The following is an 18715-nucleotide window of genomic DNA, read 5'->3' on the forward strand; positions in this document are numbered from 1 at the left end:
AATGCCTACGGCAACGTTTTCGATAGAAGATGTAGATTTTCTGGCTAAAGCATTGCTTTGGGCAGATTCTTTTGACAGCGCTTGTCTGCTGCACTCCAATGAGTTTGCCGATCCTTACGCCAATGTACAAAGTATCTTGGCGGTAGGTGTCAAGCAAGAAATTGTTGCCGACGGCACGAATACATTTGAAAAAATAGAAGCTTTTAAAGCCAAACATCGCGACGAGTGGATGTTTGGCTTTTTTGGTTACGACCTCAAAAACGAGCTCGAAGATCTCCATACTACCATGCCAGATGAATTGGCATTTCCAGACGCGTACTTTTTTACTCCTAAAATACTACTCCATTTTCAGGACGGAAAAGTAACGATCGATGCGCCTGTGGCGATGGAAGCGCAATCTATCTATGAATCTATTTGCGGCACTGTCCTTTCGTTCGACGGATCTACACTGAGTCGCTCTTTCCAAAAGCGGATGAGCAAAACAGCCTATATGGAATCATTTCAGCAACTAAAACAGCACATCCAACGCGGTGATATTTACGAAGTAAATCTTTGTCAGGAGTTTTATCAGAAAAATTGTCTCATTCATCCACCTAGTGCTTATTGGAAGCTCAACAATACATCTCCTACCCCTTTTTCCACATTTTTTAAGTATCAGGATCACTATATCTTATCTGCATCACCGGAGCGCTTTATCGCAAAGAGAGGTACGACACTGCTATCTCAGCCTATCAAAGGCACAGCAAAGCGTGGCAACACGGAGCAGGAAGATCTGGAAATCAGTCAAAGATTACAATCTGACCCGAAGGAGATCGCCGAAAATGTGATGATTGTGGATCTCGTGCGTAACGACTTAACTCGGAGTGCAAAAGCAGGAAGTGTGGCAGCCGAACGCCAGCCGCAAGTACATACTTTTCGCCAAGTACATCAATTAGTATCTACCATTACCTGTGAAATCGATCCCAATGTAACAGATTTAGAAGCTATTAAGCGCGTTTTCCCAGCAGGATCCATGACGGGCGCACCCAAAGTCAGCGCCATGGCCTTATGTGATCGTTACGAAAAGTCCAGCCGTGGTGTCTATGCTGGCGCAGTTGGTTACTTCGCGCCCGATGGCAACTTTGACTTCAATGTCGTTATCCGAACATTGCTATACAATCGCACCAAGCAATACTTATCTTTTCATACTGGCGGCGCAATTACCATCGATGCCGAGGCCGAAAAAGAGTATGCAGAATGCTTACTAAAAGCAAATGGCATCTTAATAGCGCTAGATACCCAACTAGAAGACTAAACCATACATCCACTAACTATCACCTATAATCGTTCAGTTTAAAGCATTCGAAACAGCGCTATCTTTCGATGAGTCAAGCATCTGGAGAATGTTAAGAATACGTTATTTATTCGGAATGATGCTACTACTGCTAATTAATGTCAGAATAAAGAGCTACATTTACGATATAAAAAATGTGTGCATCGCCTAATTTATGGCCGTGCTAATAAATACTGTCTATCACTTCGTAGCTTATTCAAATATCCTCCTACCAGACTCTCGATCATGCATGGTCATAATCATTGCCGCGAAATTTGTAAAATATCACATGAAAAAATCAACAAAATTTAACAATAAAAACACCTCGTTCTCGAAGATCTTAAAAAGTAGAGTTAACGAATATTTTAACGATTCTGCTAAAAGAACAACGGGCGGCTCTAAAATGTACCAAAAAACTATTGTACTTATCGGTTCGGCCGTGATTTTGTACAGTGTATTGGTCTTTGCAACGCCTTTTTGGCTGATATCTATTCTTTTGTGTATTTTATTGGGGATCAATTTTGCAGCCATCGGATTCAATATCATGCATGATGCAGGGCACAATAGTTTATCTAGTAATAAAAATGTAAATACATTGCTTTCTTATTCCTTGAATGCATTAGGTGGAAATATTTACCTGTGGAAGCTAAAGCACAATATAGCACATCATACCTATACTAATATCGAAGGGGAAGATCACGACATTGAGATCAAGTTCTTACGTATTCACGATTCTCAAGAGCCTAAAAGTCATCACCGGTATCAGCACTTCTACTTTCCGGTACTGTATGCTGTATCGTATTTAGCGTGGATCTTTTTTCAGGATTACGAAAAATACTTTAGACGTCGATTAGGCAAGCATTCGGCCTTGTTTAATATGCCGAATAGAGAAAAATGGATTTTTTGGATTAGTAAAGTATTGCACTTTCAACTATTCATCACCATTCCGTTCTTGGTGGTGGGCTGGTTGCCGGCTTTAATAGGACTTCTGGTAGCTGGATTTGCTTGTGGTATTTGTCTAGCGACTGTTTTTCAATTGGCTCATGTCGTTTCAGAAACTGAATTTACAGCGAGTGAACCTGGTCTAGTGGAGGACGAATGGACAGTCCATCAATTAAGTACTACAGCGAACTTTGCTACGCACAATAAGGTCTTAACTTGGTTGCTTGGCGGTCTAAACTTTCAGGTAGAACATCATTTGTTCCCCAAAATAAGTCATATCCATTACCCAGAAATCAACAAGATTGTGAAGAATGTCTGCGAAGAATTTCGGGTGAACTATATCGAATTTGCTTCTTTTGGACAGGCGTGGAAGTCACACACGAGTGTAATTAAAAGTATGTCTAGATAAATCGTTGCCTAAGCCACTTTGATTCTTGCCACTTAGCCAAGGAGATCAAAGATAGATAAGTAACATTTCATGAAAACATAAAGGTGCAGCGATATAAAACATCGTTGCGCCATTTTTTATCCTAATTTCTTTTGCAACCGCTGGGTTAGAAATTATCAGGTACAAAAAAAACCGCCTTGCATAGCAAGGCGGTTTCTACAATATATGCAAAAATTAACTTATATCAACTTAACATTTACTGCGTTTGGTCCTTTACGACCTTGTTCAACTTCAAAAGACACGTGATCGTGCTCACGGATATCTTGAGTCAATCCTGAAACATGAACGAAAACTTCTTGACCACCGTCATTTGGAGTTATAAATCCGAAACCCTTGGTCTCGTTGAAAAATTTTACTATGCCTTCTTGCATTGCTTTTTTGGTATAAAATATTATTAATGTTGTAAATGTACACAAAATTTATTGGGTATAGGTATAAAACATCCAAGCAATTATCAGGAAAATAAAACACGTGAACAGGATGTTATGTTAATATCTTGCTGAAACTTGTTTATTCCGTCATATACATCGTAATTCACCTAAAATAGTAATATGCCCATGGATTACTTTTTTGCAATATAAATGCTACAAATTATTGTCTTTGCCGATTTTACACGAATACTTGACTTCATTAGCAACACATTTTTACATAGTTATCTTATTACGCAACCGCTGCATTTTTAATACAACGACTTCGGAATAAGTACGTGGTTTGGGCTATTTCAAAAACAATCTTATAATTTATAAGCTTATAAAGTGAGCAATCAATATTGCAATGAACAAAAACAGGCAACAATTATGGCAACGAAAGTAGAAACAAAAAATACCGGCTTGAAAAAGGAAAAGAAGGATGAGACCTATCAAGAATTAACCTCTGTCGTGAAGAAGAACAGAGAAAACAAGCAAGGCAAGGATGCAGAAGCTGGAGTAGATGCTAATGAAGAGCAAATTAATGATATGCCTAATGATCCAGAAGCTCGAATTCCTCAAAAGAAAGAGTAGTTTGTACGACTTACATCACTTGTTTATCACTATATCTTTTCACAATCTCAATGAGATCTTGCATTTCAAATGGTTTGGCGAGGTAGCCGTCCGCACCCGCATTATCGGCGATTTCTGCAATATCTTTATTCGCAGACATTAATATAATAGGTACATGTCGGGTATGAGGTCGATCCTTCAATGCTTTACAAATTACACGACCATCTGCTCCAGACATCCAAATATCTAACAAGATCAGATCTGGCAAATCGTCCGAAGTCAAACTCAAAACCTGATCAGGCTCAATTAATTTCTGCACATCATACCCCTCTGCTTCTAGTATGATGCCGACTACATCTAGAATTCCCTCATTATCATCAACAACTAGTATTCTTTTCATACTATTTTTTAAGAGGTAGTGTAATAGTGAATGTTGAACCTTTACCTTCTGTACTATTTACGGCTAGATCGCCATGGTGTCTTTTCATGATTTTAGATGAGATAAATAATCCTAGACCTAATCCAGCAAAGGTATTTTGCAAGAAGCCATCAGCACGAAAGAATTGATCGAAAATATTTTCTTGGTTTTTACTGGAAATACCAATTCCAAAATCACGAACTAAAAGTTTGATCTGGTTTTTCTCTAAAATAGTTTCTACCAACACCTCATCCGAACTAGGAGAATACTTTATGGCATTCGACAAAAGATTGGTAATCACCTGCCCTATTCGATTGCGATCGCCTAAAATATCTACCGAGTCATCCAAAGCAACTTTGATCTGGTGTTTTCGGGAGGTCTGTTGCATTTCCTCCGTCACTTCGGAAACCAAACTATTAAAATCAAACAGGTCAATATTGTACTCAAGCTGTCCGGCCGTCACCTTAGTGGCATCGAGTAGATCACCAATCAGCGCAGTTAATTTATTGATCTGATTATCCATCTTTGCCAAGAAATTCTCGGCTTCCTTATGACCTTCCTTTTGAAAACGACGATGCAATGCCTGTGTATAACCTTTGATGCTCGTTACCGGAGTTTTCAGTTCATGTGAGGCCATACTAATGAAATCATTTTTCTGTCTTTCTAGCTTCACCTTCTCTGCGATCTGCTTTTGGAGCTCTTCCGAGAATACCTTTTGTTGCAAGAGGTCATTTTTACGCTCCGTAATATCGTCCAATGCTAGCAAAATCAGTTGTTCGCCATTGGCCTTTTTAACCAGATGTATGTTAAATTTAACGACTCGCTCGCCTAATGTCGGGAAAACAAAGTTGATCTCCTTTTCGATAATCTGTTCTTCATTCTGCTGAATACGGGTAAATTCAGTGGCTAATCCTGGAATATTCCAGCCGCCATTCTGCAATTGGAAAAAACTCTTACCAACGGCCTGATCTTGTGTAATTCTGAATGTCTTACAAAATGCGTTGTTCACACTTTGGATCATCAGATCACTGTTCAACATGATCAGTGGTTCATGGAGCACCGTAATGGTTGCCTCCGCCAACTTACGGCTAATATTTAGCTCTTCATTACTTTCAAAAAGCTCTTGATTGACTGTGAGCAACTCTTCATTCGTACTTTGAAGCTCTTCCTTACTGGTCTCAAGCTCTTCATTGAGACTTTGCAACTCCTCGCTACCGCTCAAAAGCTCTTCGTTGGAACTTTGCAGTTCTTCCTTCGCAATCTCTTGAGCTTCGGTGATATTGCGCATGTCTTCGCGAATTTGTGCAAGTTCTCTTTCTAACTGTAGAATCCTTTCCTGTTCTGCTGTCTTTAACGATTTTGCAGACAACTTACGATGTGCTGGTATCGTAATTTCTTCTTTGAAAAGAACTAGATAGTAGGGATCAAAGGTATTCAGCATAGGAATCACCTCAATGCCGACCAAGATCTCACCACCATTGATGGAAACGCCAGATTTGGAAAATGCTTCACCAGATGATTTTGTGCGATGCAGCGCGTTGCGTAATTCAAAGGAAAGCCCATCTTTGGCCATTTTCATCAGGTTGAAAGTTGCCTTGCCCGAAGGTGGCTCCAAAAATTTGCTAGTGGCACCACGAAATTGTACAATATCAAACTGTTCGTTGACAATGACACCGGGAGGCGCATGCTTAGCCAATACAATATCGTCTGCACTTTTCTGATAATCTTCTGTTTTTACTTCTTTACTACGAAGCGTCATATTTTCTTCCTCAACAGCCGTTTGCTTACCGCCACTCATGATGGTGATGTACCTGCCGACTCCAGGTTTTCGTGTATAAAACTTACTCTTGCGCTGCAATGGATTAAAGAATTCCGATGTAGACCCTGCTGTCTCTGAATTACCTAGCCACAAAATTCCTTTATCGCGCAGTGCATAATGGAAAATTGCAATGGTCTTTTTTTGTAAGAATGGTTTGAAATAGATCATCACATTACGACAAGAGATCAAATCCATTTTGGCAAAAGGTGGATCCTTTAAAAAGTTGTGTACCGCAAAGACACACATATCTCTGATCGTTTTTGAAACGACATAGTGATCTTTACTTTTGTCAAAATACTTGGATAATCGTGCAACACTTACGCCTTCCAATTCTTTCTTATGATATATTCCACTGCGAGCAATCTTGATAGACTTGTCGGAGATATCGGTGGCAAAAATATGAATGCGCTGCTGATGCAACTGTTGCCCAAAGAACTCATGTAAAGCTATAGCGATAGAATACGGCTCTTGCCCAGTAGAACATCCGGCAACCCAGATCCTGATGGGTTCTCCATTTTTCTTCCCATCCCGTATCAGAGGAACGATTTTTTTTATTAATAGTTCGAAGCAATAAGGATCTCTAAAAAAAGCGGTTACCGAAATGAGTAAATCATAAAACAATGAATCTTGTTCACTCGGATGATCTGTGATATAGGTCAGGTAAGACGCGATATCGGCAATCTTCAACATCAGCATACGACGTACAATACGTCTACGAACCGTAGTTTGTTTATACAAACTAAAATCGGCTTCTTTGCGCTGGTACATCAGTTCCATAATCTTTCTGTAAGTGGATTCTTCATCCACAGATTTGGATACTGGCTCATTGGCAGACCAGCCTTGTCGCAGCATAGCAAAATAATCGGTCAGTTTTTTCCCGATTTGCTCCGGCGGAAGTACAAAGTCTATAATATTTGCATCAATCGCATGCCCAGGCATTGCTGTAAAACCAGCTGAATTATCTTGCGCAATCGTCAACCCACCTTGTTCTCTGATTGCTCGCATTCCAGCGGTTCCATCAACGCCCATACCCGAAAGTATAACTGCTGCCGAACTTGCTTCGTAAGCAGACGCCATCGAAGAAAATAGCGCGTCAACCGCTTTATTTGATTTTTCTTTGGTAGGTCTAGGATTAAGTTTGAGCAGACCATTAGCCACCGTCACAATTTTACCTGGCGGTATAACATAGATATGATCGCGTTCAATATGTAAATGCTCTGTGATGGATACTACCGGGATATTGGTAATCTTCTGTAACAAGTCCGGCAGCAGGCTATTTTTCTCAGGATAGAGATGTTGAACAACAATAAAAGCCATACCTGAGTATGCTGGTACAGTTGAAAGCATACTTTTAATAGCTTCTAGACCGCCGGCAGATGCACCTACTCCTATAATAGGAAATTGGTCATTTATTTCAGACTGTTTATTGTTTTTTTGTAATCCCATAGATCGCAACCTTACTACGGCAGGTATTGCGATAGCAAGATAAGCATTCTACGAACATAAATCGTGCTAAATTTGCGATACTGGCATAAAAGATCGGAAGAAACTTAGTACACTTTTACAACAGGTACATTGATCACCAAGGAAGTGCTTGACATCTAATAATTGCTCCACTGCGCAAAAGTTGTGTTGTTATTCCTAAAAATCAAACACACTATTATTAACTACAGCGGAGTGTTCACCACGCCTGAATCTTAAACCTAAAAAAGAGTTCTTTGGACTATTGGGAGAATATACTTTTAGGCATCTAGCTAACTTTCAGAAGAAACGAGTAAAGGCGACATGCAAATAAATGTTACAAAACTGATTTAACTATAATTTACGTCCTCAAGCGCGCATTTAGACAAAAAAATCCCAACGTCTGACACTCAACACATCTACAAGAAAGAAAGCGTTAGGCACTATCCAGATGTGCCTCTACAGGCCATAATTGATGTTAATCTCCATAGAATGTGAAAATTATATTGAAAATATAATAATCTGAAAGAAAAACAATAAACATAAAATATTCTCATGACTGATTAAAGTCTATAATTTAAGTGATTATAGTATTCAAAGAAAATAATGATATTAAAAATTTAAATAATTTACCTTTGATGTCGTATTATCAATAAATAATGTTGACAGCGAAAAAGTGAATGTAGCGCTTATGCTACAAAAGAAAATAACTTAATATCACGAATATTTGAATAAACTTACTTTTACTTCAGGATCTACACTTTAACGTTTCAATTAATTTTTATCCTAAAACAAAATCAATAACTGCTAATAAATTTCTAACAAAATGAAAAAATCCACCAGATACCTTGCAACGCATTTAAAGCGCTATTCATCTCCGGAAATAAATGTAGAGCTAATCAGCTTGGAACATAGTGTGGCCGCAGGATCAGCCACAGTTACTCCATTGAATAATCAGTCACAAATAAGGCAAGAATGGGAGACAGCTCCCGATGTAGTTGGAAATCAAGCGTGGTAGATAGACTGTCGGCACTTACGTAGATTTAGACGTTGCCCAATGTAAATACATCGTTATGCCTAGATTTTAAGATGATACTAGATAATCAGGCAAATAGAAAGCATCGTGTATAAATAATTTCGCTAGGTCATCAATTATTTTGATACAATACATTGGTTTCGTACCTTAAGGTAGTTAATGAGTAGTTGTTATGCTAAGCTAACGATGAAAAATTATGAACTAAATGACATTTAGCGATTTTATCATTATATGCCGACAATTTTATTTAAAGAAAGCACTAAACTCCATAAAGCTATTATAATACCCTTTATAGCATCCTACTTTTTACTTTTGTATGGCGCTGTAAGGCAGTTGCTCTATGGCACGCCATTAGGAACTAAGCCAATGTCCGATATTCATTTGATTATTTTTACCGTATGTTGCGGCATTTTAATCCTATTATTGGGCAATGTACGCAGCGAACTAAAAATAACTGAAGCGGGATTCTATATCTGCACCATACCACTGATCAGAGGCGACTTGAATAGATGGAATAGGATAAAAGAAATCAGAATAGAAAAATATAGCCCTATCAAAGAGCATTTAGGAATTGGGTTTCGTGGTATTAATACGCAGATGGCCTACCTTGCTGGTGGCCAACCAGGCATCAAACTGATTTTTCATAATGGTGACAAGATGCTCCTTGCGGCTCGAGATCAGGAAAAATTATTAAACATCCTGCGTGATGATCTCGCACTGATCGTGCAGAAAGACAGCGATCTTTTAGAATCTAAACAGCTACACTAAGCCCCTTTATTCAGAATAAAGCATCAACTAGGTGGCATCCTGAACCTATCTAAGACATCCTTCCTATCATTTCGTAACGGTCTAGTGAGATACGTAGGTGGTATGCTAATTTTTATTAGTTTTATGATTCGATGCAGATCAAACAATTGATCTCTAACCGAAACTGCCTATAATGAGTACACTATTTCTTGAAAAACAACGTGAAAAACCGCATTATCTAATCTTAGATGGTTTGCGTGGCGTAGCTGCTATCATTGTTGTCCTATTTCATCTCGCGGAGGCAATCGCCAGTGAGCCATCGGAAATTTTGGTCAATCACGGATATCTTGCGGTTGATTTTTTCTTTCTGCTATCGGGTTTTGTGATTGGCTATGCCTACGATGAGCGCTGGCAAAAAATGACCTTCGGCAATTTCATGTACCGCCGCATTGAAAGATTGCAACCAATGGTTGTACTCGGCATGACATTAGGCGCCATCACCTTTTACTACACCGATTCTACGATATGGCCATTGATTCACGAAGTGCCTGTATGGAAAATGCTATTTGTATTGTTTATTGGATATACAATCTTGCCGGTTCCGCTTTCTTTAGATATACGTGGATGGCAAGAAATGCACCCACTAAATAGTGTAGGTTGGTCTTTACTCTTCGAATACTTCGCTAATATTTTGTACGCACTAGGTATTCGTAAACTTTCGAATAAAGCACTTAGCATGTTGGTACTGATAGCCGCGCTATCATTAGCACATTTAGCGATAAGTCGTGGAGATGTGGTCGGTGGCTGGACGCTTAATGTGGAACATATGTACATTGGTTTTACCCGTGTGATGTATCCGTTCTTTGCGGGTTTATTATTGTCGCGCATCACCAAACCAACTCGCATTAAGTATGCTTTACTTTGGTGTAGTTTGTTGATTGCTATCTTATTATTCATGCCTCGTATCGGAGGGACAGATTACGTGTGGATGAATGGCTTGTATGAGTCTTTTTGTATTATAGTGCTTTTTCCTTTGATCGTTTATCTTGGAGCGAGTGGTATGATCCATTCGACATTTGAGCAAGACATTTGCAAATTTTTAGGGGATATCTCCTACCCACTTTATCTCGTACATTTCCCTATATTATACCTATACATTGCGTGGTTAAGCGATCATGAAGGTCAAACGTTAAACGACGTCTGGCCAATCTCGTTGCTGATTCTGATTGGTAGCATCGCCCTCTCTTATGCCGCACTAAAATGGTACGACGAACCTGTGCGTAAATGGTTACGACGCAAGTTTTCGACCGAAAAATAAGGAAGCTATGATAATTCTCTAGCGTTGGACGCTGCATTATTTTTCAAAATACGCTTGCTTAAATATCGCCTAATCGGTTCATCTAAGGACCGCAAGACCAAGTAGGCGAAAAATACGAGCAAGAGCATTCCTACAGAAATAATAATAGCCATATCGTTATAAGACGGATTTTCCTGTTCTACAAAACTCATGAAAACCCAAATAAAGGGATAGTGTATCACATATAAAGGATACGAGATATCACCTAGCCAAGCACAGGTGTTTTTGATGAATGGCGATAATACTTGCTGACCAGCACTCAGCGCTATTAAAAAAGGAAAATAGAAAATAACTAAGATCGGGTCTATAACCGGACTGATGATTTCGGAATATGGGATGAAAAACACAGCCGCTAATGCTGCTGCTAAGGCCCAAAATGGCACTTGCTGGCGGAAGAAGGTCTTGGTACGAAATAATAAAATACCCGCGGTGAAAGAAAAAGAAAGACGAATGCCTCCGCCCCAAAAATTATCACCGCCAAATCCTACAGCCAGATAACCTGACCGATACGACTCCCAGCAAAGTAAACCAGCAGAGAGGATCACGATAAGCCATAAGATTTGCTTACTTGCCTTAGCTAGGTAGATCGAATAAATAAAACTGGCGATGTACTCCCAAAAAAGCGACCAAGTTGGCGGATTAAGATGAAAAAGATTATTATATCGCTGCGGCACGATCGGATAAGGAATTAAGATACAGGCACTCAGAAAAAGTAAGATAACTTGCCAATAACTAAATGAGTCAATCAAATCGCTAAACGGGTCAAACATAAAAGCTAAAAGTCCGATCACAGCTCCGATCAATACGAGTGGTTGTAGCCTTATTAAACGTCGTTGTATAAAGCTCCACTTTCCCATCTGGATCAAACGACCATCATAAGCGTATGCCAGCACAAATCCTGACAAACAAAAGAAGAAATCTACCGCAAGATAGCTGTGCGGAATAAAGCTATCCCGATAATCGGGAGCGGCAATTTCCATAAAATGAAAGAGCACTACGCCCAATGCGGCGATGCCTCTCAAACCATCTAATACCTCAAAATGCCTTTTCGGATTAACTACAGGATCAAATACTATGTTATTCATGGGTTATGCATAATCAAGGTGAAGATACTGGGAACAGCGGAATTTGACGAAAATAAAAAAATAAAACTAATACATAGTTATACAATGTATTTTACATAGCTTTGTATCATGGATAAAGATTTTGTCTTGAAATGGTCATCTCAATTAAAGAAGGGTACGCTGTCGTTTATTATTTTAAAAATCCTAGACCAAGGGACGGATTTTTATGGTTACGACCTAATTAATGAGCTCAAAAACAAGACATCGATTCAGATCGCAGAAGGCACCTTGTATCCATTGATGAACAGATTGAAGTCTGAAAACTTAGTGGTATCCAATTGGGTAGAGCAGTCTTCTGGCATTCCGCGAAAGTATTACAGCATCACTTCCGAAGGTAAAAAAGTGGTGGTAGAGATGTCTGTTTATTGGAGTAATCTAAACCAAATTATTCACTCAATATAAAACTGTATGAACTTTACCGAAGTACCATTTACAGATCCTAATGCGGCTAGAATCTACCGAGATTATATGAATAGAGTGCGGCGGATTGCTAGAAAATTAGATCGTGCTACACAGCAAGAGATCGTGATGGAAATCAATAGCCATATCTATGAGTCATTTCAAGCCGAGCCAACTATGGGTGCTCATGAGACTGAAAAACTATTGGGTACGCTGGAGCATCTCGGACAGCCGGAACTGTTTTTAAAACCACTTATCGCAGACCAGGCGATGGATCAGGCAATGCGTACCTTTAACCCTATTAAGGTTGTCCGGGCACTGCTATTGAACCTATCTAATGGGATTTCCTACGTGCTTTTTGCCCTATGCTACTTATTTTTGTTCAGCTTTTTGTTATTGATCGTTCTAAAAGAATTATTTCCGACAGAGGTGGGTATATATTATGATTACAATCGCTTTTTTGCGATTGGTATGGTAGATAGCAGATATCAGAACCTGAAAGTAGCTGATGAGTATTTTACACCGATCATGCTACTATTGTCTGCGGTAGTGTACTTAATCATTACATTCTTATTGAAGATTAAGCGATCGCTTAATAGAAAGCGAACAGCCTAATCTTAATTGGGATTATGGCGGATTATTTTCGCTTATTCCACCACACCAGGAATCCGGTAATAGGCAGACTAGCACAAATCAAACTGATCAAAAAAGCCAACACCTTACCTGGAAACCCGCCGACTGAACCAACGTGAATATCGTAATTGAGCATCGTCAAACGATCTGCAAATTTAGATTCACTGTATTTGCTTCCCTCCTGTTCCAAAGGTTGCAAGGTGTAACGATCATAGAAAAAAGCACTTTGATTGTAGAAGGAGCCAATATCATGATACACCAATATTTCATATGAATCATCATCGTCTGCCAAATGTGGCGTCATGTACATACCTCCAAAGTGATCCACCTGTTTCATCGTCTCGTACCAAGCGCTATCTAATGGCGAGATAGCTGCTGTCCAATCGCGGTCTTTGTTTGCTAGATCAGAATGTGGATGATGATGTTCAGGCTTATGTTCGCCGCCAGATGCAATGTAATACACGGCTTGATCAAACCAAGCGAAACTATAAACCAGTCCGGTAGTGCCTAACGCCAGAGCAAACAATAAGCTATAAAAACCCAAGACGTTGTGTAAATCGTAGTTGACACGCTTAAATCGGGCTTTCCATTTGATTTTAAAACTCTGTTCGCGCGTGGAGCGAGTCCAGCGTTTGGGCCACCACATCACCAAACCGGTGATGAGCAAAACGATAAATACCAAAGTAGCCACACCGACAATCGGACGACCAATCTCGTACGGAAGCCAGAGCGCACGATGTCCATCGATAATAAACCGAAAAAAATCAAACTCGTCGCCACCTACCGTTTGTTGTTTTCTTAAAAATTCGCCGGTGTATGGATTCAGAAAAACGACGTGAAAAGTTCGTTTGCCATTTTCATTTCCGAAATACCCGACTGCCGCAGCTCCGGTTTCGTCACTATAGGTTAATCCGCTAGCTTGTTTGCCAGGCATGTACTTGGCAGCGGTGTCCAATAATACGCTAGGTCGGACAAAACCTTCCGGCCGCACTTCTACAAAGCGCCAAGGTTCTAGCGCATCTTTTATCTCTCGCTGAAAAGCGTAAAAGCAACCCGTAATACTGACAATAAATACGATAATGCCTGATGCTAGTCCCAACCATAAGTGCAGCCAGTCATTGATTCGTCGGGGAAGTGTTTTTCCTATTTTTTTTCTCTTCTCTCTCATATTCATAGAAATTCCGATGTTTCTGTAAGTCAGAAACATCGGAATCCTTTATGTATTGGTGTTGTATTATTTGACTTGTCCCAGCCCACCTACGAAAGAGGCTTCTACTTTCGCACCCTTACGTGCCGTTGCCGTATTAAGATCAACCTCATAAATATTCAACACATCATTTACAGATGCCGCAGCGTACGCTTTTCCATTACGGTGAAAAGCCGCAAAACTCCGACCACCATTTCCACTAAAGGTTGGCGAACCTGCTACCGCGGTAATTGTTTCTTCTTTCAAATCTACAATAGCAAATTTTAAGTTATCATCTGCCCACTGACTTGCTTGCTCGCCTGTGCTCACCGTAGCAAATAGTTTGTTGTTGCCAATATAGATCGCGTGCACAATACGTCCACCATTAGCTACTTCCGCTGTTTTAAACAAATAATCTGGATCGAAAGTAGATGCGCCTGCTGCAATTTTCAATACTGCAGGAGCCTTGGAGCGATCATTATAACCGTACCCGCTATGCGAAATGGTATATACATCACCAGATTCGGTAGCAAAAACACCTGAACGTGTGCCAAAAGCGCCAGCAGGACCGGTGCGCTCATCGCTAATCACATTTTGTAGTACAAAATCTGGATAGCTGTATACGGCTACATAGGTACGATCCACAACACGCGTATTCCAACCAGTAGCATCGAAAGGTACAATAGTTTGGAAAGCTTGGTTGCCACGTATAGCTAATCCCGTGTGCAACATCCATTCATCTCCGATTGGGAAGGAAGTTTTGTTAACGGCAACTTTTTTCGTACTTGTAATAGCATTGCTGGCTGTATTAATCGTCAAGAAAGTGAGGTCTGTGCCTTCGGACGGGTTCGATGGCAACGTGACGGCAATCATGGAGGTCCCTTTTCCGTCAGGATCCATGGTGTCTACTGGGCGTGAACTAAGGTTTAGACCAGTCTTAACAGTAAATGAATTACCTTGTACATAATAGGTATTCACGTCAGTCAGCCCTAATCCGCCTACTGCTTGAAAATAGTTTCCAATGTTGGCATAATCACGATATCCTTCTTGCAGAATACCATTATTGATGAGCGAGATCGTGCTATTGGCATTCATCAAATCATTAGTATACGCCACATAATTGGTCGTGCCTTCTGGGGTAGTTACGCCCAATCCCAATGTATATACGTTACCATCAAGTGGTATGGGAGGAAGTCCGTTATCGTCTTTGCTACAGGACGCCAAACCTAAAGCGACAGCGAAACACAAGCTGCTTCGAACGATTTGAGTTAGTTTTAATGTATTCATTTTAATTGTTTTTATAGTTATAGAGTGTTATTTGGTAATGAAATAGCGTAGTTTTAGGAAGAAAGAACGACCTGGCTTTTGCAGCAAATAATTATCAAATAATTCACTATTCAAGAGGTTGCGGCATTCCGCTGCAATCACGTACTTTCCTTGTCCAAAGGCCATATCGGCCGTGATATCGTGTGAGACTTGGCGCGGAATGATATCGGTGTTATTTAGCCCAAGTTGATTTGGAGTTAAGTAATAACGCTCCACGAAATTGATGTTGTAATTGACGTTCAACACGTCGCGATCATTGCCTAGCGGCTCGAATCGTGCTCCCAAGTTAGCATTCCCAAAGAAATAAGGCATATTCGGAATACGATAGCCAAAGTTGAGGTTTGGTGTGCGCGTCACGCCAGTCAGGTTTTCGCTAACCAAAAATTCGGTACGATCCGTAATGTGCTGATAGGTCGCATTAACTGTCGCAAAAAGACGGTTGTTCCAACCATAGCGAATCTCTGCCTCAGCACCTACCGTGCGCACATTACCCACGTTGATAAACTGTCGATCTACCGGCTGCGATTGTTGCTGATCTTGTCGAATATAATCTTTGGCATTTCTGAAAATGAAATTACCTTCCAAATTAAGACGGTGCGTACCTTCACTCAGCACCGTGTACAAAGCACCGATATTTAGGTTGTCGCTACGTTCTGGTCGGAGATTGGAATTGCGCCGTACAAATAAGCCGTCGCCCAGCAATTCGATCGCTTCTGGCAGGCGGTATGTCCGCTCGTAGGAGGCCTTGGCCTGCAAATCATCGCGAAAGAAATAGGAAATAGCTGCCCCATATCCTCCATTCGTACGACTTATGTTTGTTGGAGCATATTCTGGAACATTATTTCGGGATACATTTTCAAATGATTTTGCATCAAGCAAAAATAACTTACCAAATGCCGTGGCCGTAAAGCGCTCATACGTCGTCTGCCAAGCCAAACCAAGATTCTGTTTGCGTAAACCTTGGGGCATCAAGAATGTAGGATCGTTAGGATTTTCTACATCACTCGATTGTCTGCGAAAATCAGTAAGCAAATAATTGAGCGATAAGGATTGATGTTGATCTAATTGATAGGCCAAGTTTGCCGTGGTCAACAATTCTTTATCCCGGTTTTTCAGTTGACTTCTAAAGACTTCTGCTGCCGTAGTTGGCACGGTTTCCTGTAGCCAATTGTAGCGCAAACGCGTGGTATCAATGAAATTATTGGTGGTTATATTATAAGCACTAAACAGGGTTAGATCCAAGTTTTCGACAAACAGATCAGTTTTCTTGTATTTCAAAGTCGGTATAATCGAATTACTATTGGACGTCCGTCCGCCGAAAACCTGTTGCATGGTCACGCCGGTCTGGATATCGCGATCGTTTTCGGAAAGAATAGCCCCGAATAACAAATGATCGGCATACGAACGATCGGTGACGCCCACGTCGACCTGAGCACCAATAGATTGATAGCTATCGTGAAAGCGACGTACTGTCTGCTCCTCCATCAATTGCCCAGTCGTGAGGTCGACTGGACGAACACGTACGCGGTAGTTATTGTCTGAATAATTATAGAAAGCATTAGCGCGCACCGTAAAACCGTTCGCTGCATTTGTATACGCACCATTGACACTGGCTTTATGCGTATTGAACGAGCCGAAACCATATGATGCATCCAGGTAATTGGCATTTTTACGCGTCACAATATTCACTGCGCCACCTAAAGCATCTGCACCCAAACTTACGGGCAATACGCCTTTATAAATCTCTATACGCTCGGCCATCGTGGTGGGTAGATTATTTAGCGTGAGCGACGAACCAAAATTATCCATCGGGAGGCCATCCATAAAGAATTTCACTTGCCTTCCGGTAAAACCATTTAGTGAGAAGTTAAATGCAGAACCTAAGCCGCCATCTTCTCGAATACGAACTCCGGTTGTTCGGTTAAGTGCCTGATTGATATCTAAGGAGGAATTATACAACATCTTAGCATCAATCACATTGATGTTATACGCTTGTTCTTTCAGGTTTTTGAGCGTGACATTACCATCCACCCGTACCTCTTCCACATTTTTGCGCTTTAGCGTATCGGAAGCGATGGTATCTTGTCTATGTTGAGCATGCACCGAAGTTATCGACGCAAGCAATACTAACGCGCCAAGCTTCCAAATATGCATTGGAGAAACCAAACTGCGCTGGTAAGTAGATCTTATATTGAACACTATTTAGAATTAGAATAAATTACGTGCAATGATACGACGAAAATCGCAAAACTTCAAACATAATTCTCCCTCCTACCTATTTAGAAATGGTAGTGCGTCTTAATTCCAATTAAAACTAAGAAAAACACTGTATGACAGCCCTTTATATTTTTCCTATTTCGCGATTATTTATTTTGTAATTTGTAACGCAAAATGTCGGATATTTTTGCGGTTGTGCGTATAGGATACGTGGATCAAGCCATCGGAGGTTTGCATAATGGTTGGATAGCTAAACTCTCCTTTTTCTTCATCTTCGAAGGTGAAGATATCATGCCAGTTTTGACCATCTTCCGAGCAGGCCAATCGGAGCTTTGTACGGCCTTCCCACCAATCTTTTCCCGGGATGTCGGGGTTGTACACGATGAATAACAGATCTTTCACCCGGATCACATCCGTACCCGAATTCGGGTTGACGAGATTGGTACGCTGCATGGTGGACCATGTGCGTCCTTGATCCAGCGATGTAGCCGTCGTAACCACACCTTCTTTACTCCGACAGAAAACTTGCAGCTTTCCATCTTCGTACTCCACCACGCTAGGTTGAATAGTGTTCAGGTCGGATGGATGATCAATGGGATATAATTTCCATGTTTTTTGCTGATCGGTACTAATCTCAACATGCGATAGCCAACGTTCTTCGCTAAGCTCCACGCTCGATGGCGAAATAATGTCTCCACCTGTTAATTGTAACGGTTTATTTTTGATTGGCCCCAAAATTCCATCAGGAAGTCGTCGTGGCGCAGCCCAAGTCTTTCCGCCATCTTCCGATGTTTTTACCATTCCCCACCATTCGCGTGGATTGGGACCTACCTTATAATATAAACAAATTCTCTGTTCGTTTTTTGCCCGAAAGAGCACCGGATTCCAGCAAGGGTATTGCAAAGTGTCGTTCACCTTACCATCTGCCCACACTTTTGGATCATCCCACTTGCCATTTACCTTTCGTGTACCATAGATCACGACGTCTTTATTTCCCTCATGACTACCGCCAAACCAGCTCGAAATCAAAACACCATCTTTGGTTTCTTCCAAAGTGGAAGCATGACATTGATCAAAAAAGCTTTTTTCTTTGAAAAGAAACTCGTCTTTTAATTTCAAAACACTTGGTGCAATGGTGTCTTTACTTAAGGTCTTGCCAAAAGTGGGCAAAATCACAAGGTTAAAGGCGATTAAATGAAGTAACAGAAATCTCATGGGTAATAGATGTATTAAGATAGCGATGTATCGACAAATTGATGGTTGCTCCTTTCCGGCTATGCGAAAGGACGTTACAAAGTAAGCAATATGTA

General features: G+C 40.6%; 15 protein-coding genes. 7 read left to right on the forward strand and 8 right to left on the reverse strand.

From position 1 onward, the window contains the following. Window position 1: 1 nt before the first annotated feature. Window positions 2-1294 (forward strand): anthranilate synthase component I family protein, encoded by a 1293-nt coding sequence (locus tag GKO22_RS06775; protein WP_166333479.1) that lies wholly within the window; start codon window positions 2-4, stop codon window positions 1292-1294. Between the two features lie 307 nt (window positions 1295-1601). Further along, window positions 1602-2663 (forward strand): fatty acid desaturase family protein, encoded by a 1062-nt coding sequence (locus GKO22_RS06780; RefSeq protein WP_166333481.1) that lies wholly within the window; start codon window positions 1602-1604, stop codon window positions 2661-2663. 218 nt (window positions 2664-2881) lie between these two features. Here GKO22_RS06780 and GKO22_RS06785 read toward each other — a convergent pair whose 3' ends face one another. After that, complete coding sequence (locus GKO22_RS06785; RefSeq protein ID WP_066754255.1) at window positions 2882-3073, reverse strand: cold-shock protein; 192 nt, start codon at window positions 3071-3073, stop codon at window positions 2882-2884. 426 nt (window positions 3074-3499) lie between these two features. On the opposite strand from GKO22_RS06785, the gene GKO22_RS06790 reads away from it, so the two are divergent. Continuing rightward, window positions 3500-3703, forward strand: a complete 204-nt coding sequence (locus GKO22_RS06790) for a hypothetical protein (RefSeq protein WP_166333483.1) — start codon at window positions 3500-3502, stop codon at window positions 3701-3703. 10 nt (window positions 3704-3713) lie between these two features. Here the strand turns inward: GKO22_RS06790 and GKO22_RS06795 are convergent, their stop codons facing one another. Together GKO22_RS06795 and GKO22_RS06800 are read right to left on the reverse strand one after the other, a co-directional pair. Then, window positions 3714-4082: a response regulator gene (locus GKO22_RS06795; RefSeq protein ID WP_166333485.1), complete on the reverse strand. Its 369-nt coding sequence runs from the start codon at window positions 4080-4082 to the stop codon at window positions 3714-3716. Between the two features lies 1 nt (window position 4083). After that, complete coding sequence (locus GKO22_RS06800) at window positions 4084-7365, reverse strand: CheR family methyltransferase (RefSeq protein WP_166333487.1); 3282 nt, start codon at window positions 7363-7365, stop codon at window positions 4084-4086. A 1282-nt stretch (window positions 7366-8647) separates the two neighbouring features. On the opposite strand from GKO22_RS06800, the gene GKO22_RS06805 reads away from it, so the two are divergent. Both GKO22_RS06805 and GKO22_RS06810 read left to right on the forward strand, forming a co-directional pair. Further along, window positions 8648-9184, forward strand: a complete 537-nt coding sequence (locus tag GKO22_RS06805; RefSeq protein ID WP_166333489.1) for a DUF6141 family protein — start codon at window positions 8648-8650, stop codon at window positions 9182-9184. A gap of 172 nt (window positions 9185-9356) precedes the next feature. Then, window positions 9357-10481 carry an acyltransferase family protein gene (locus GKO22_RS06810; RefSeq protein WP_166333491.1) on the forward strand — a complete coding sequence of 375 codons (1125 nt, stop codon included), beginning with the start codon at window positions 9357-9359 and terminating at the stop codon, window positions 10479-10481. Window positions 10482-10486: 5 nt separating this feature from the next. Here GKO22_RS06810 and GKO22_RS06815 read toward each other — a convergent pair whose 3' ends face one another. Further along, window positions 10487-11605 (reverse strand): acyltransferase family protein, encoded by a 1119-nt coding sequence (locus GKO22_RS06815; protein ID WP_166333493.1) that lies wholly within the window; start codon window positions 11603-11605, stop codon window positions 10487-10489. A 108-nt stretch (window positions 11606-11713) separates the two neighbouring features. Between GKO22_RS06815 and GKO22_RS06820 the strand changes: the two genes are divergently transcribed. After that, window positions 11714-12046: a PadR family transcriptional regulator gene (locus GKO22_RS06820; RefSeq protein WP_166333495.1), complete on the forward strand. Its 333-nt coding sequence runs from the start codon at window positions 11714-11716 to the stop codon at window positions 12044-12046. Window positions 12047-12052: 6 nt separating this feature from the next. Further along, window positions 12053-12658 (forward strand): DUF1700 domain-containing protein, encoded by a 606-nt coding sequence (locus GKO22_RS06825; RefSeq protein WP_166333497.1) that lies wholly within the window; start codon window positions 12053-12055, stop codon window positions 12656-12658. A 22-nt stretch (window positions 12659-12680) separates the two neighbouring features. Here GKO22_RS06825 and GKO22_RS06830 read toward each other — a convergent pair whose 3' ends face one another. From GKO22_RS06830 to GKO22_RS06845, 4 genes are all read right to left on the reverse strand, one after another. Continuing rightward, window positions 12681-13844: a PepSY-associated TM helix domain-containing protein gene (locus tag GKO22_RS06830; RefSeq protein ID WP_166333499.1), complete on the reverse strand. Its 1164-nt coding sequence runs from the start codon at window positions 13842-13844 to the stop codon at window positions 12681-12683. A gap of 66 nt (window positions 13845-13910) precedes the next feature. After that, window positions 13911-15149, reverse strand: coding sequence for a DUF4374 domain-containing protein (locus GKO22_RS06835; RefSeq protein ID WP_166333501.1), 1239 nt, complete (start codon window positions 15147-15149; stop codon window positions 13911-13913). A 27-nt stretch (window positions 15150-15176) separates the two neighbouring features. Continuing rightward, on the reverse strand, window positions 15177-17342 hold the full coding sequence (locus tag GKO22_RS06840; RefSeq protein ID WP_166333503.1) for a TonB-dependent receptor plug domain-containing protein: 2166 nt from the start codon (window positions 17340-17342) through the stop codon (window positions 15177-15179). Window positions 17343-17555: 213 nt separating this feature from the next. Continuing rightward, entirely contained in the window at window positions 17556-18620 is a 1065-nt protein-coding gene (locus GKO22_RS06845) for a sialidase family protein (protein ID WP_166333505.1), read from the reverse strand. Window positions 18621-18715: the final 95 nt, after the last annotated feature.

This window comes from Sphingobacterium chungjuense (genome assembly GCF_011316935.1).
Taxonomy (GTDB): Bacteria; Bacteroidota; Bacteroidia; order Sphingobacteriales; family Sphingobacteriaceae; genus Sphingobacterium; species Sphingobacterium chungjuense.

What these genes read in the sequence shown, in the direction of transcription:
- GKO22_RS06775 (WP_166333479.1), top strand. Translation starts at nt 2, where the DNA reads ATGCCTACGGCAACGTTTTCGATAGAAGATGTAGATTTTCTGGCTAAA.
- GKO22_RS06780 (WP_166333481.1), top strand. Translation starts at nt 1,602, where the DNA reads ATGAAAAAATCAACAAAATTTAACAATAAAAACACCTCGTTCTCGAAG.
- GKO22_RS06785 (WP_066754255.1), bottom strand. Translation starts at nt 3,073, where the DNA reads ATGCAAGAAGGCATAGTAAAATTTTTCAACGAGACCAAGGGTTTCGGA.
- GKO22_RS06790 (WP_166333483.1), top strand. Translation starts at nt 3,500, where the DNA reads ATGGCAACGAAAGTAGAAACAAAAAATACCGGCTTGAAAAAGGAAAAG.
- GKO22_RS06795 (WP_166333485.1), bottom strand. Translation starts at nt 4,082, where the DNA reads ATGAAAAGAATACTAGTTGTTGATGATAATGAGGGAATTCTAGATGTA.
- GKO22_RS06800 (WP_166333487.1), bottom strand. Translation starts at nt 7,365, where the DNA reads ATGGGATTACAAAAAAACAATAAACAGTCTGAAATAAATGACCAATTT.
- GKO22_RS06805 (WP_166333489.1), top strand. Translation starts at nt 8,648, where the DNA reads ATGCCGACAATTTTATTTAAAGAAAGCACTAAACTCCATAAAGCTATT.
- GKO22_RS06810 (WP_166333491.1), top strand. Translation starts at nt 9,357, where the DNA reads ATGAGTACACTATTTCTTGAAAAACAACGTGAAAAACCGCATTATCTA.
- GKO22_RS06815 (WP_166333493.1), bottom strand. Translation starts at nt 11,605, where the DNA reads ATGAATAACATAGTATTTGATCCTGTAGTTAATCCGAAAAGGCATTTT.
- GKO22_RS06820 (WP_166333495.1), top strand. Translation starts at nt 11,714, where the DNA reads ATGGATAAAGATTTTGTCTTGAAATGGTCATCTCAATTAAAGAAGGGT.
- GKO22_RS06825 (WP_166333497.1), top strand. Translation starts at nt 12,053, where the DNA reads ATGAACTTTACCGAAGTACCATTTACAGATCCTAATGCGGCTAGAATC.
- GKO22_RS06830 (WP_166333499.1), bottom strand. Translation starts at nt 13,844, where the DNA reads ATGAGAGAGAAGAGAAAAAAAATAGGAAAAACACTTCCCCGACGAATC.
- GKO22_RS06835 (WP_166333501.1), bottom strand. Translation starts at nt 15,149, where the DNA reads ATGAATACATTAAAACTAACTCAAATCGTTCGAAGCAGCTTGTGTTTC.
- GKO22_RS06840 (WP_166333503.1), bottom strand. Translation starts at nt 17,342, where the DNA reads ATGCATATTTGGAAGCTTGGCGCGTTAGTATTGCTTGCGTCGATAACT.
- GKO22_RS06845 (WP_166333505.1), bottom strand. Translation starts at nt 18,620, where the DNA reads ATGAGATTTCTGTTACTTCATTTAATCGCCTTTAACCTTGTGATTTTG.